Annotated in this window: 11 protein-coding genes; 6 read left to right on the top strand and 5 right to left on the bottom strand. The window is 66.7% G+C overall.

Annotation, left to right across the window (positions count from 1 at the left end; translation table 11 throughout):
• Nucleotides 1-15: 15 nt before the first annotated feature.
• Nucleotides 16-477: a hypothetical protein gene (locus tag ABE546_RS07135; RefSeq protein ID WP_313211349.1), complete on the top strand. Its 462-nt coding sequence runs from the start codon at nt 16-18 to the stop codon at nt 475-477.
• A 124-nt stretch (nt 478-601) separates the two neighbouring features.
• Here ABE546_RS07135 and ABE546_RS07140 read toward each other — a convergent pair whose 3' ends face one another.
• The gene (locus ABE546_RS07140; protein ID WP_313219085.1) at nt 602-1,453 is read right to left on the bottom strand and encodes a pirin family protein; all 852 of its coding nucleotides are present in this window, start codon (nt 1,451-1,453) and stop codon (nt 602-604) included.
• A gap of 227 nt (nt 1,454-1,680) precedes the next feature.
• Here ABE546_RS07140 and ABE546_RS07145 point away from each other — a divergent pair, with 227 nt between their 5' ends.
• Entirely contained in the window at nt 1,681-3,762 is a 2,082-nt protein-coding gene (locus ABE546_RS07145; RefSeq protein WP_121038787.1) for a carbon starvation CstA family protein, read from the top strand.
• Nucleotides 3,762-3,986 (top strand): CstA-like transporter-associated (seleno)protein, encoded by a 225-nt coding sequence (locus ABE546_RS07150; protein WP_019183464.1) that lies wholly within the window; start codon nt 3,762-3,764, stop codon nt 3,984-3,986. Before ABE546_RS07145 ends, ABE546_RS07150 begins: the two co-directional genes overlap by 1 nt.
• Before the next feature lie 117 nt (nt 3,987-4,103).
• Here ABE546_RS07150 and ABE546_RS07155 read toward each other — a convergent pair whose 3' ends face one another.
• The 4 genes from ABE546_RS07155 to ABE546_RS07170 form a co-directional block, all read right to left on the bottom strand.
• Nucleotides 4,104-5,240 (bottom strand): DUF3103 family protein, encoded by a 1,137-nt coding sequence (locus tag ABE546_RS07155; protein ID WP_346463039.1) that lies wholly within the window; start codon nt 5,238-5,240, stop codon nt 4,104-4,106.
• 264 nt (nt 5,241-5,504) lie between these two features.
• Nucleotides 5,505-6,755 carry a DUF819 family protein gene (locus ABE546_RS07160; RefSeq protein WP_346463040.1) on the bottom strand — a complete coding sequence of 417 codons (1,251 nt, stop codon included), beginning with the start codon at nt 6,753-6,755 and terminating at the stop codon, nt 5,505-5,507.
• 114 nt (nt 6,756-6,869) lie between these two features.
• The gene (locus tag ABE546_RS07165) at nt 6,870-8,201 is read right to left on the bottom strand and encodes a HAMP domain-containing sensor histidine kinase (RefSeq protein WP_346463041.1); all 1,332 of its coding nucleotides are present in this window, start codon (nt 8,199-8,201) and stop codon (nt 6,870-6,872) included.
• A complete protein-coding gene (locus ABE546_RS07170) occupies nt 8,188-8,889 on the bottom strand; it encodes a response regulator transcription factor (RefSeq protein ID WP_346463042.1) in 702 nt (233 codons plus the stop codon). The genes ABE546_RS07165 and ABE546_RS07170 overlap by 14 nt, the downstream gene beginning before the upstream one ends.
• 130 nt (nt 8,890-9,019) lie before the next feature.
• On the opposite strand from ABE546_RS07170, the gene ABE546_RS07175 reads away from it, so the two are divergent.
• From ABE546_RS07175 to ABE546_RS07185, 3 genes are all read left to right on the top strand, one after another.
• Nucleotides 9,020-10,729 carry a glycosyltransferase family 39 protein gene (locus ABE546_RS07175; RefSeq protein WP_346463043.1) on the top strand — a complete coding sequence of 570 codons (1,710 nt, stop codon included), beginning with the start codon at nt 9,020-9,022 and terminating at the stop codon, nt 10,727-10,729.
• Nucleotides 10,730-10,830: 101 nt separating this feature from the next.
• Entirely contained in the window at nt 10,831-11,601 is a 771-nt protein-coding gene (locus tag ABE546_RS07180; RefSeq protein ID WP_346463044.1) for a phosphatase PAP2 family protein, read from the top strand.
• Complete coding sequence (locus ABE546_RS07185; protein ID WP_346463045.1) at nt 11,598-13,250, top strand: phosphoethanolamine--lipid A transferase; 1,653 nt, start codon at nt 11,598-11,600, stop codon at nt 13,248-13,250. The genes ABE546_RS07180 and ABE546_RS07185 overlap by 4 nt, the downstream gene beginning before the upstream one ends.
• Nucleotides 13,251-13,783: the final 533 nt, after the last annotated feature.

Raw genomic sequence — 13,783 nt, forward strand, 5'->3', positions numbered from 1 at the left:
GACCTTGGGGGAACCATGAACGTCCTGCGCGCTGTCGTATGTGTGTGTCTGCTGGTCACTGCCGGCGCCGTTGCGGCGCAAACGACCAGCGAATGTCCGTCCCTGCCCGCCAGCAGCGGCCTGCAATGGCAGTCGCTCGTCCAGCGCGACTTCATCCTGTGCAAGGCCACCGCCGCCGATGGCCGCGAAGTGCTCAGCCTGACCTTGAGCGCGCGCAATCCCGAGCTGCCGTTGAACCGCGCGCTGCGCCAGGAAAAAGGCAGCTTCGCGGGTGAAACCCTGTACTGGTACCAGCCCGACCTGGGGGGACAGAAACCGCCGGGCTATGACACCCGCCGGATCACTGTGGTGAAATTCGACAAGAACCGTTTTGCGCAGATTGCGCTTTACGCCGGCGACAAGAGCGAACTGGGTTCGCTGCAAACGCTGGCGCAGGGGATGAACCTGACGCCCTCGGCTGTCGCCGCCGGGCGCTGAGGACGAGGTCGGGACAGTGCACCGCACTCATCCCGTCATCCACGGTAGCGCCAGCCGCCGGCCGGCGCCTCCCACACCGTCAGGTGTCATGCGCCGGCCGGCCAGCGACCGGTGCCCACGTGCCTCAGAAGCGGCCTTCCTGGAAATCCACGAAGGCCTGCATCAGCTCCTGCTTGGTGTTCATCACGAACGGCCCATGCCGCATGACCGGCTCGCGCAGCGGGCGGCCGGCCACCAGGATCAGGCGCGCACCGGTTTCACCGGCACGCAGGCTCAGCTGCTCACCGCCGCCCAACACCGCCATTTCCTGCTTGGCCACCGGGCGCGCGTCGTCACCCTCGCCGACCTCCAGGCCCCCTTCGAACACGTACGCGAAGGCGTTGTGGCCATCCGGCAGCGTGTAGCTCCAGCCCGCGCGCGCATCCAGGGTGATGTCCAGGTACACCGGATCGGTGGCCGGCTGCACGATCGGCCCCACGGTGTCACCCACCTGGCCGGCGATGACCTTGACCTGCACACCGTCGGCCGGCGCGGTCACCGGGATGTGGTCCGGCGCGAACTCCTGGTACTTCGGATCGGTCATCTTGTCGCGCGCCGGCAGGTTCACCCACAGCTGGAACCCACGCATCTGTCCGGATTCCTGTTCGGGCATTTCCGAGTGGATCAAGCCGCGGCCTGCCGTCATCCACTGCACGCTGCCCGGCGTGAGCAGGCCCTCGTTGCCGTGGTTGTCCTTGTGCCGCATGCGGCCATCGAGCATGTAGGTGACGGTTTCGAACCCACGGTGCGGATGGCTGGGGAAGCCGGCGATGTAGTCCTCGGCGCGGTCCGTGCCGAATTCATCCAGCAGCAGGAACGGGTCCAGGTCGGGCAGCGACGGCCCCCCGATCACCCGCGTCAGGCGCACGCCGGCGCCATCGGAGGTGGCCATGCCACGGATGGTGCGCAGCACGCGCACCGGGGTTGGGCTGCTCATGGTGACTCCAGGGTCGGTGATCGATCAACAAGATGGCCTCGCCGGCCCCGCCGGCCAACCGTCATGCCCGCAACCGATTGTTCCAAGCGTGATGTTCCGGCGACGTGCACAGACACGCGCCACACCCACCCTACGACCAAAGTACTAGCAGCAAGCCCCCGCCATTGCATTGACCCCGTCAGTGCCAAGGCGGACTCTTACGACGATCTCCAGGGAGACGCAATCTCATGAAAGGTTTTTCAAAACTGGGTTGGGCAGTCATCGCACTGCTTGGCGCATTCTGTCTAGGCACCGTCGCGCTGCGCCGCGGTGAGCCCATCAATGCGCTGTGGATCGTCGTCGCTGCGGTCTCCATCTATCTCATCGCGTATCGCTTCTACAGCCTGTTCATCGCCGACAAGGTGATGCAGCTCGATCCGACCCGGGCCACGCCCGCGGTGATCAACAACGATGGCCTGGATTACGTCCCGACCAACAAACACGTGCTGTTCGGCCATCATTTCGCCGCCATCGCCGGTGCAGGGCCGCTGGTCGGCCCGGTGCTGGCCGCGCAGATGGGCTACCTGCCCGGCCTGCTCTGGCTGGTGGTGGGTGTGGTCGTGGCCGGCGCGGTGCAGGATTTCATGATCCTGTTCCTCTCCAGCCGCCGCAACGGCCGCTCGCTGGGTGACCTGGTGCGTGAGGAAATGGGGCCGGTACCCGGCACCATCGCCTTGTTCGGCGCCTTCCTGATCATGATCATCATCCTGGCGGTGCTGGCGATGGTGGTGGTCAAGGCGCTGGCCGAAAGCCCCTGGGGCATGTTCACGGTCATCGCGACCATGCCGATCGCCATCCTGATGGGCGTGTACATGCGCTACATCCGCCCGGGCAAGATCGGCGAGATCTCCGTGGTCGGCCTGATCCTGCTGCTGGCCGCGATCTGGTTCGGTGGCAAGGTCGCCGCCGATCCGGTCTGGGGACCGGCCTTCACCTTCACCGGGATCCAGATCACCTGGATGCTGATCGGCTACGGCTTCGTCGCCTCGGTGCTGCCGGTGTGGCTGCTGCTGGCCCCGCGCGATTACCTGTCCACCTTCCTCAAGATCGGCACCATCGTGGCGCTGGCGATCGGCATCCTGATCGTCATGCCGGAACTGAAGATGCCGGCCCTGACCCAGTTCGCCGCCAGCGGCGACGGCCCGGTCTGGAAAGGCGGGATGTTCCCGTTCCTGTTCATCACCATCGCCTGCGGCGCGGTCTCCGGCTTCCATGCCCTGATCGCCTCGGGCACCACGCCCAAGCTGCTCGCCAATGAGCGCCACATGCGCTACATCGGCTACGGCGGCATGCTGATGGAATCGTTCGTCGCGGTGATGGCGCTGGTGGCCGCCTCGATCATCGACCCGGGCATCTACTTCGCCATGAACGCACCGGCGGCCGTGATCGGTCCGGATGCGGTCTCCGCTGCGGCCTACATCAGCAATACGTGGGGCTTCATCATCACCCCCGAGCAGCTGGAGGCCACGGCCGCGGCGATCGGCGAGCCGACCATCCTGCACCGCGCCGGTGGCGCACCGACGCTGGCGGTGGGTATCGCGCAGATCCTGCACGAGGCGATCCCGAGCGGCAGCAACGCGATGATGGCGTTCTGGTACCACTTCGCGATCCTGTTCGAAGCGCTGTTCATCCTCACCGCGGTCGATGCCGGTACCCGTGCCGGTCGCTTCATGCTGCAGGACCTGCTGGGCAACTTCATCCCCGCCCTGAAGAAGACCGAATCGTGGACCGCCAACATCATCGCCACTGCCGGTTGCGTGGCGCTGTGGGGCTACCTGCTCTACACGGGTGTGGTGGATCCCTTCGGTGGCATCCAGACCCTGTGGCCGCTGTTCGGCATCTCCAACCAGATGCTGGCCGGTATCGCGCTGATGCTCGGCACCGTGGTGCTGTTCAAGATGAAGCGTGACCGCTTCGCCTGGGTGACCGGCGTGCCGGCCGTGTGGCTGCTGATCTGCACCACGTATGCCGGCCTGATCAAGATCTTCGACAGCAACCCGGCACAGGGCTTCCTGGCCCAGGCGCACAAGTACCAGGATGCGATCGCCAGCGGCACGCTGACCGCCCCGGCCAAGACCGTCGGCCAGATGCATCAGATCGTGGTCAACGCCTACGTCAACACCGGCCTGACCGTGCTGTTCCTGTTCGTGGTGTTCTCGATCCTGTTCTACGCGATCAAGACCATCTTCATGGCCCGCCGCACTCCGCAACGGACCGACAAGGAAACCCCGTACGTGGCGCTTGAGCCGCACCAGATGGCGGACCTGTGATGAGCACTGAACTCGTCCCCGCCGGTCAATACCAGGCCCACCGCCGCATCTGGCGGCGCCTGGTGCAGACCGCACGGCTGTGCTGCGGCATTCCTGATTACGACAACTACGTCCGGCATGTGCTGGAGAAGCATCCGGACCGCGTGCCGATGGACTACAAGACATTCTTCCGCGAGCGCCAGGAGGCGCGTTACAGCGGCAAGAACGGGGGACGTTGCTGCTGACCTCCGGCAGCGGATGCACACGAAAACGGCGGCGCGAAAGCGCCGCCGTTTTTTGTCGGGTCGCGTTTGCCACTGCCTGCGACAGGCCCCATCGGGATCCGGCCAGCGCGGCCGGCGCTACTGGAGCGTGAGCGGGCTCAACGTTACCTGTGCATTGTTCGCCGCGCCCATCCGCCCGGTATAGGTCTGACCGCGCTGGAGCAGATAGAAGCTGTCCAGGTAGTCGGTATCGTTGGTGAACCAGCCGCTCGGCATGGCCTTGAGGATCGCGCCGCCGATCTCGGCAATCACCGCATACTCCGGGGCGAAGGCAACCAGCCCCAGCTTCACACCTTCGGTGAGAGCGATCAGCAGGTCTTTGTAATTGGTGTCGCCATCGTCTTCGAACAGTTGCACGTTGGCGGTGTCGAACCGGTAGTTGCCCCAGATCACCAACGGTTGGCCCGGGGTGTAATCGGTCTTGTCATGGTCCAGGTACGGCAGTGACACCGTGGCCATCTCCGGCTCTGCCTTGCCTGTCTGCAGGCCGGACACCACGGCGAACACTTCCGCGCCGCCCAGCGCCCACGGTTCGCCGTCATTGGCCAGGCGGATACGGTCAAGCCGGGTGACATCCAGGGAGGTCGCTCCATCGGCGGCCACCGTGAGGCGATCGGCCGACTGCAATCCCCTCGCCTGCAATCCGGCATTGATCAGGGCCATGCCTTCCTGGACCGCCTGCCCGGTATCGATATCCACGATCAGCACCGGGAAGGTCGGGGCCACCTGCGCATCCAGCAGATGCTGACGCCCGTGCCGGTCGTAGGCCACCAGGGAGGTCCATGTGCGGTCGTCTCCCTTGGGCAGCACCGCTACCCAGAGATCGGCAGGCGCCACCGACGCCAGGGTCTGCCCTGCCGGGACGAAGCTGCGGACCTGCAGCAACCCACGATCTGCGGCCGGCAGGCCCTTGTACTGGCGGACCAGATCATCGCGTTCGGACAGCATCCGCGACGCCAGGCGGTTCCCACCCGGATCGCTCTCGGCCAGGACCGCGGTCAACGGCAGCCCGCGTTCGGGATGTGCCGCCAGCGCATCGACCAGGGCGCCGCCCAGTGCCGGCTGCCCGAGCCACGCCGCCACATCGCGTGCACTCGCATCCATCACCGCGTGCACGTTGCCAGCGTCGCCCGGTGCGGCCTGTACGGGCAGCACAGAAGCAATCATCAGCACGCCGGTGGTGACCACCGACATCCAGGTTCCCTTCGTCTTCATCGTATTTCCTGGTAGGCGCCGACTGCCATCGACAGATGGGTTCCATGCCCTGCGCGCTCGGCGCACAGCACAGTGCATGGCGCCGGACCTTACGCGGCGGTGCCAGGGCGATCCCCTACGCCTTTCACAGTTCGTGTCGCATGCAGCCATTTCTGACACCGGCGCGTGACCGGGGTCCCAGACCCATGCCGTTCAGCGGGTGATCGCCGCCAAAAAAGAGGCGGCCATCAAGGCCGCCCCGGGAGTCGACAACGTGGCGCGCGCTTACGCGCCCGCCATCCATTTCAGGATCAGGCCGGTCACATACGCCAGGCCGGTCCCGGTGGCATAGCCCACGGTGCCCAGCAGCACGCCGACCGGCGCCAGCGACGGATGGAACGCGGCGGCGACCACGGGTGCCGATGCCGCCGCACCGATGTTGCCCTGCGAGCCGATCGCGAAGAAGAACAGCGGCGCGCGCAGCAGTTTGGCGGCGATCCACAGCACCAGGATGTGGGTCAGCATCCAGATCGCGCCGAGCGCGAACAGCCATGGCCGGTCGAGCAGCGAGAGCAGGTCCATCTGCATGCCGATGCAGGCGATCAGGAAGTACAGGAACAGGGTGCCCAGGCGCGAAGCACCGGCCGACTCCAGGCGCCGCGCACGGGTGAAGCTCAGGCCCAGGCCGAGCGCCGTGGACAACAGCACCACCCAGACGAACGCGCTGTCCAGGCTGAACTGGCTGGCCCAGCTCACATTGGCTTTGAACCAGCCGCTCAGCGGCGCGGCGATGGCATGCGCCAGGCCGACGCCGCCCAGCCCCACACCGACGATCACCATCAGGTCGGTCAGGCTCGGAATGCGGGCATTCTGTGCTTCGTATGCCGAGATGCGCTCCTTCATCTCATCAATGGCGCGGGTATCGGCCCCGCTGCGGGCATCGATCTGCTTGGCGCGGTTGGCCAGGAACAGCAGGACCGCCATCCACAGGCTCGCGCAGGCCACATCGACCACGGCGAACTGGCCGAAGGTCGTCGCATCGGTGCCGAACACTTCACGCATCGCCACCATGTTGGCGCCGCCGCCGATCCAGCTGCCGGCCAGGGCCGCCATGCCCTTCCAGGTATCACCGGCCACGGTGGCCGGGTGGATCCAGGACATCGCCTGGAACGACACGATGGCGCCGAGGATGATGCCCAGCGTGCCGGCGCAGAACATCACCAGCAGCTTCGGCCCCAGCTTCATGATGCCCTTGAGATCGATCGAGAGCGTCAGCAGCACCAGCGCGGCAGGCAGCAGCACGTCGCGGGCGATCGGGTTGTAGAGCGAGGTGTTGTGGCCGTCGATGAGGCCGGCGGTGTTGTAGATGGCCGGGATGAAGTAGCACAGCAGCAGGGCCGGTACCCACGCGAAAATCTTCTTGAGGATCGGGGTCGGGCCACTGGCGGCCCAGAAGATCACCGCCAGGGTGGCGGCGATCAGGCCGAGGCCGACGATGTCATTGGTGATCAGGGCAGTACTGGGTTCGGTCGGCATCAAGCCATCCTCTGTCGATCGAAGGGTTAAAAAAAAGCGCCGCATAGAGCGGCGCCTCCGGAGCTTAACATTGTCTTCACGACGCCACACTTTGCGGCGCAGCGAGCAGGACGATTACGACGCTGGCAGCGATGGATGTTCACTGCGCCCGGGCAGCGAGGCCCCCAGATCGAGGATCACACAGGTGCCCCGGGGGACGCAGGGCTCGATCTGCAGGGCCCAGCCCAGATGTTCACAGAGCCGGGCGATCAGCTCCAGGCCGATCCCGCTCTGTTCGTTGCGGTCGCCCCGCGCCATGCGCGCATGCACCGCCGCGATCTCTTCCGGACTCATGCCGAGCCCCGGATCCTGCAGCGTCACCACCGCCTGGTCGGAGACCTGGATGTGGATGGTGCCGCGGCCGCTGTTCTCGATCGCGTTGCGCAGCAGATTGCCGATCGCCGCCTGGACCACGCCCAGTGGCGCGACGATATCCACCCGCGCCAGCCCATCGATCTCGATGCGCAGGTCCTTGTCGCCCATCAGGTGACGATGGTCTTCAATGATGTCCGGTACCAGCAGATCGAGCGGAATGCGCTCGCCCAGGGCAGCCAGCCGCGCCGGGTCGCGCGCCAGCACCAGCAGCAGCTGGATCAACTGCTCCACGCCCTGCGCGGTGCGGTGCACCCGCTGCATCTGCTGGCGGGCGCGGTCGGGAATCTCCGGCTGGCCGAGTGCCAGTTCCGAGGCGCCGGTGATCACCGCGATCGGCGTGCGCAGCTCATGGCTGGCCGTGCTGATGAAGATCCGCTCGCGTTCAACGAACTGTTCGTTGCGCGCCAGGTAGTCGTTGAGCGCGTTGGCGATCACGTACAGCTCGGAGCTGGCCCGTGGGTCCACCTCCACCCGTTGCCCGGGAACACCCGGCCGCAGGTCGTCGATACGCCGGGCCAGCGAGCTCAGTGGCCGTACCAGGCGACCGACGCCGAAGGACGCCATCACCACGGTGACGATGATCATCAGCACGCCGGCCAGCAGCACCCAGCGCGTGGCGAACTGTTCCAGCTCATGGAAGTCATTGATGTCCAGCACCAGCGCCAGCCGCCCCAGCTGCGCGGTTTCGCGGACCATCACCGCGCTGGCGCGCCCGCTGACCTCCACACCGTCGTGCAGCCCCGGATGCAGCGTGCGCAGGCTTTCCGGCACCGTCGGGCTGCCGTTGATGTAGAACAGCCGCAGGGTGTCCGAATCCTGCCAGTGGTAGTGCGGCTCGTGTTCGATGTGGTTGACGATGCTGTCCAGTTCGGAGTTGAGCAGCGCGCGCCATGCCGAGTGCTCGGCGTGTTCGTGCACGTAGTTGCCCACGCTGAATACCGCCAGCGAGATCAGCGCGAGGTAGCCCAGCAGCCACCACACCATGCGCCGGTGCATCGGCGCTGGCTTGGGTGGGCGCTTATGCCACTTCATTGGAACTGTCCGCAGCCGACACGCCGAGGCGGTAGCCGACCCGCGGCAAGGTGTGGATCAACTTCTGCTGGAACGGGCCATCGACGCTGCGGCGCAGTTCGTAGACATGCGAGCGCAGCAGATCGCCATCGGGCAGCTCATCCCCCCAGAGCGCAAATTCAAGCTGCTGGCGCGTGACTGCGCCGGGGCTGGCCCGCATCAGCACTTCCAACAGCTTCCGGCAGGCCGGATACAGGTGCAGCGGCTTGCCGTCGCGCTGCGCTTCCAGCGTCGCCAGATCCAGCTTGAGGTCGGACACCTCCAGCACTTTGCGCGGGTTGCGCCCTTTGGCACGCACCATCAGTGCTTCCAGGCGCACTTCCAGCTCGGGCAGCGCGAATGGCTTGGTCAGGTAATCATCGGCACCCGCACGAAACCCAGCGATCTTGTCCGGCAGCTCATCGCGCGCGGTGAGCATGATCACCGGCACTTCCGAGCCGTGGTCAGCACGCAGCCGGCGCAGCACCTCCGGGCCTTCCATGCGCGGCAGCATCCAATCCAGGATCAGCGCGTCATAGGGCTGCGACACGGCCAGGTGCAGGCCGGTCACGCCGTCGGGCGCGACATCGAGCACATGCCCCCGCGACTCGAAATAATCGAATAGATTGGCAACCAGCTGACGGTTGTCTTCAATGACCAGCAGCCGCATGGGAGACTCTCTTGACCGGTTGAACGCATGGTAGCGGGAACCGTGTCGGAATCCGGTCGCAATGGGGTGGTTACGACGCTTTTCCTACGCTGTCGGGGAGACAGTGGCTGTTTTGCCGGTGAGCCTGGGCGTGACCGAATCCTTCTTCCTGCAGCGCTGGCCGCGTGTGCTGGTCTGCCTTGCCCTGCTGCTGGCGCTGGCCGCCGGCATCGGCCTGCGCCAGCCCTCACCACCGGATGAGCCGCGTTTCGTGCTCGCGGCGCGTGCCATGGTCGAGTCCGGCCAGTGGCTGCTGCCACACCGCGGCAGCGAACTGTATGCGGAAAAACCGCCGGTCTTCATGTGGATGCAGGCGGCCAGCCACCAGCTGTTCGGCGGCTGGGCCCTCGCCTTTCTGGTGCCTTCGCTGCTGGCTGCGCTGCTCACGCTGTGGCTGACCTGGGATCTGGGCCGGCGGCTGTGGACCCGGCGCGTCGGCTGGTGGGCCATGCTCGCGTTGTTCAGCTGCCTGCAGTTCGGCCTGATGGCCAAACGGGCCCAGATCGACATGGTGCTGGTAGCGATGACCACCCTGTCGCTGTGGGGGCTGCTGCGCCACCTGCTGGAGGGCCGCAACCGGCCGGCGTTGTGGTTGGCCGGCTTCGCTGCCGGGCTGGGCACGGTGACCAAGGGCGTCGGCTTCCTGCCGCTGCTGGTGCTGGTGCCGTTTGCCCTGTGGCGCTGGCGCGCCCGTGGCACGGCGTTGCCGCCGGGCACCGCGCGCGATCTGTGGTGGTTGCTGCCGGCCTTCCTGCTGGGCACGGCGGTCTGGTTGGCGCCGCTGGGCATCGCCCTGCTCAACGCGACCGATCCGGCACTGCATGCATATGCGCGCGAACTGCTGTTCAAACAGACCGGCACCCGCTACGCCAACGCCTGGCACCACGTGAAGCCCGTCTGGTACTACCTGCAGGTGATGGCCACCTTGTGGCTGCCGGGCAGCCTGTTGCTGCCGGCGCTGATCCCCGCGTGGTGGCGCCGCCTCACCCGCCTGGACGGGCGCTGGTGGCTGCTGCTGGGTTGGGCGCTGCTGGTACTCGTTTTCTTCAGCGCCAGCCCGGGCAAGCGCGAGGTGTACATCTTCCCGATGCTGCCCGCGCTGTGCCTGGCCGCCGCACCGCTGCTGCCCGGGCTGCTGCGCCGGGCCGGGCTGCGCTGGCTGCTGTGGGCGTATGTCGCCGTGCTGGGCGCGGCGGCGCTGTACATCGGCACACAGCTCTGGAGCGGCAGCGCGTGGGCGCACCTCCAGCTGGCCCGACGTGCCATGCCCGATGCCCTGCTGCCCGTGCTGGGCGGCTGGCTGATCGCCTTTGGCGTGGTGCTGCTCGCCTTGGCCCTGTGGTGGCGCCAGCGCCGCGCAGGCGCACTGGTGGTGGCAACCGCTTTCCTGCTGTGGAATCTGTACGGCTGGGTGTTGATGCCCACGCTGGATCCGTACAGCTCCGCCTCGGCTGTGATGCAGCGGGTGGGCGCGCGGATCGGGCCGGAGGCCGAGCTGGGCGTGGTCGCCTGGCGCGAGCAGAACCTGCTGCAGGCCGACCGCCCGGTGACCGATTTCGGCTTCAAGACGCCATGGGAGCAGCAATGGCAGGCCGCCGGCCCGTGGTTGGCGCAGGCCCCAAGGCGCCGCTGGCTGCTGGTGCTTGATGAGGCGATCAGCCCCTGCGTGTCCCCCTCGGCGGTGATCGAGATCGGCAGCGCCAACCGCAACCGCTGGCTACTGTTCCCGGGCACCGCCTGGCAGGCGGACTGCCATGCCGCCGTCACGGCTACCGACACCGCGCAGGACGAGGAAGACTGAACGGAAGGTCGCGCTTAACCGGCGGCCAACATCGCTCCGACCCCTCTCCGACAACCCGCTAACGACCATGGCGCCGGAATCCACCCCCGGCCCCTTTGTCCATGTTCCCAGCGTCCACCGTTGCGCTCTCCTCCACGCCGGCTGCGTCGGCCACGCCGCGCTTCCTTCGCGACCACCTATGGGCCCCGATGGCGCTGACCCTGCTCGCCAGCGCTGCGCTGATGGGCGCCGGGGGCGACCAGTGGCTGGCCGACCAGTGGTATCGCCTGGAAGGGCAGCAGTGGGCGCTGCAGAACGCTTGGGTCACCACTCACCTGATCCATCAGGCTGGCAAATGGGCCAGCAGTGTGGCGGCGCTCGTGGCGATCGTGCTGTGCTCCCACGCCTGGCGCAGTGAGCGCGCCGTCGCGTGGCGCTGGCCGCTGCTGTACCTGGTGCTGGCGGTCGCGCTGGGCACCGGTCTGGTCTCGCTGCTCAAGTCATTGACCAACATGGACTGCCCGTGGGATCTCACCCGCTACGGCGGCACCCGCGAGTTCATCGGCCTGTTCGCCACACGCCCACCGGGCATGCCGCGCGGGGTCTGCTTCCCCGGCGGGCACTCCAGCGCGGGTTTTGCGTGGGTCAGCCTGTACTTCTTCGCCTTGATGGTGCGCCCCGCCTGGCGCTGGCGCGGCCTGGCGGTCGGCCTGCTGGCCGGCGGCGTGTTCGGGGTCTCGCAGCAACTGCGCGGCGCGCATTTCCTGTCGCATGACCTGTGGACGTTGGCCATCTGCTGGGCGGTATCGCTGGGCCTGTACCTGCTGATCGAACGGCTGCGGCTGCGCGAACGCAGCACTGCACCGGTCAGCGCGCAGGGAGAAGCGGCATGAGCACCACCCTTCCGCGCGCCACGCGTTTCCCGGCACTGGCCACCCTGCGTGGCTGGCGCCCGCAGTGCACCACCGAAACCCTGATCCTGCTCACCAGCGTGTTCTTCGCGGTGGCCTGCAATGGCCTGTTCTGGCACAGCGCGATGGCGACCCACCCGGGCAGCATTGGCTTCGCGCTCTCGCTGTTCCTGTTTCTGGTCGGCGCGCACAGTCTTTTGATGGGGATGCTGGTCTGGCGCTGGAATGCCAAGGTTGTGATCAGCGTGCTGCTGATCGGCACCGCACTGGCGGCGCACTACATGAGCAGTTACCACATCTATCTGGATGCGGACATGCTGCGCAATGTGCTGGCCACCGACCACAAGGAAAGCCGGGAACTGATCACGCCCACCCTGATCCTGCCGCTGCTGCTGTTGGCCTTCGCCCCCATGCTGCTGCTGTGGCGCGTGCAGCTGCGCCGGCGCACGCTGGGCGCGGCGCTGCTGTGGCGCATCGGGTTTCTGCTGCTGTCGGCCCTGATCGCCTTCGGCGGGGCGATGCTGTCCTTCCAGGAAATGTCATCGCTGATGCGCAACCAACGCGAAGTGCGCTACCTGGCCACGCCCGGCAACTTCCTGCTCGGCCTGCCCAAGGCACTGCGCGGTGACAATCCCATCCAGCGCGCTCCCAAGCTGCCGATCGGCATGGATGCCAAAGCAACCCCACGTGCGGCAGGCGGCCGCCCGCGCCTGCTGGTGATCGTGATGGGCGAGACCGCACGCGCACAGAACTGGGGCCTCAACGGCTATGCCAAGCAGACCACGCCGGAACTGGCCCAGGCCGGGGTGATCAACTTCCCCGACATGCACTCATGCGGCACCAGCACCGAGGTGTCCCTGCCCTGCCTGTTCTCGCCGTATGGGCGCCATGACTACGACGAAACGAAGATCCGCGCGCACCAATCGCTGCTGCACGTGCTGGACCACGCGGGCATCAGCACGTTGTGGCGCGACAACCAGTCCGGCTGCAAGGGCGTGTGCGAGGGTCTGGAAATGCAGGCACTGGACGATGCCAAGCACCCGACCCTGTGCGCCAACGGGCGTTGCATGGACGAGATCCTGATCGACGATCTGGCCACCCAGGTGCGCGCCAGACCGGGTGACCGCGTGGTGGTGCTGCACCAGCTGGGCAACCACGGCCCGAGCTATTTCGAGCGCTATCCGGCGCGCTTCCGCCGCTTCACCCCGACCTGCGACACGCCGGACTTGGGCAAGTGCAGCCGCGAGCAGATCACCAACAGCTACGACAACGCGCTGCTGTACACCGATCATCTGCTGTCGCGGACGATCGGGACGCTGAAGGGCATGGACGACTACGACACGGCGATGATCTACCTCTCCGATCACGGCGAATCGCTGGGCGAAAAGGGCCTGTATCTGCACGGCGTGCCGTATGCGATCGCCCCGCAGGAACAGACCCGCGTGCCAATGACGATGTGGTTCTCGCCGTCCTTCGCGGCCAACCGCGGGCTCAACCTGGCCTGCGTGCGGGAGCGCGCGGGCAAGTACACCGACCACGACAATCTGTTCCCGTCGGTGCTGGGGCTGATGCAGGTCAAGACCTCGGTGTATGAACGTGACCGGGATCTGTTTGCGTCGTGCGAGGTTTGAAGCGGAACGACCACTGCTGTCAGCTATTCGCTCTTCCGTTTGGGGCGAGGCAGGCCATACCGTGGCGGGACGCGCCGTAAACCCCGCTCCGCGGCCCGGCCCAGCCGCTGGCGGCTGTGCGTTCGAACGCATGCGAGGCAGTGCCTCGCAAGCAATGCGCTCTCACCCATGGGGGCTCGACGTGCGCCATCCATGGCGCCCGACGGTCCCGCCACGGTATGGCCTGCCTCGCCCCCCACACTGTCCGTCGGCGGATAGTCGAGCAAAGACAATGGCTTCGGCTGTGGGTTGGTCTCGAGCCGTTGTTGTTCCCATGCGCACCGACCCACTGTCGACGGGGCGGTGTGGGTGGGTTGGCGGGACCGTTATGCGCCATGGATGGCGCATATCGAGCCCCCATGGACGGGTTCACGGCGGGTCCCGACAACCCACCCACACCGACCCTCCCCACGTAACACGGCCGCCAAACCTTCGCCGTTGAAGTTGCCGCTGAAGCTGTCGTTGACACTGACGATCGACCCGCCCCCTGCTGC

The sequence above is a fragment of the Stenotrophomonas sp. TWI377 genome (genome assembly GCF_039674525.1).
Taxonomy (GTDB): domain Bacteria; phylum Pseudomonadota; class Gammaproteobacteria; order Xanthomonadales; family Xanthomonadaceae; genus Stenotrophomonas.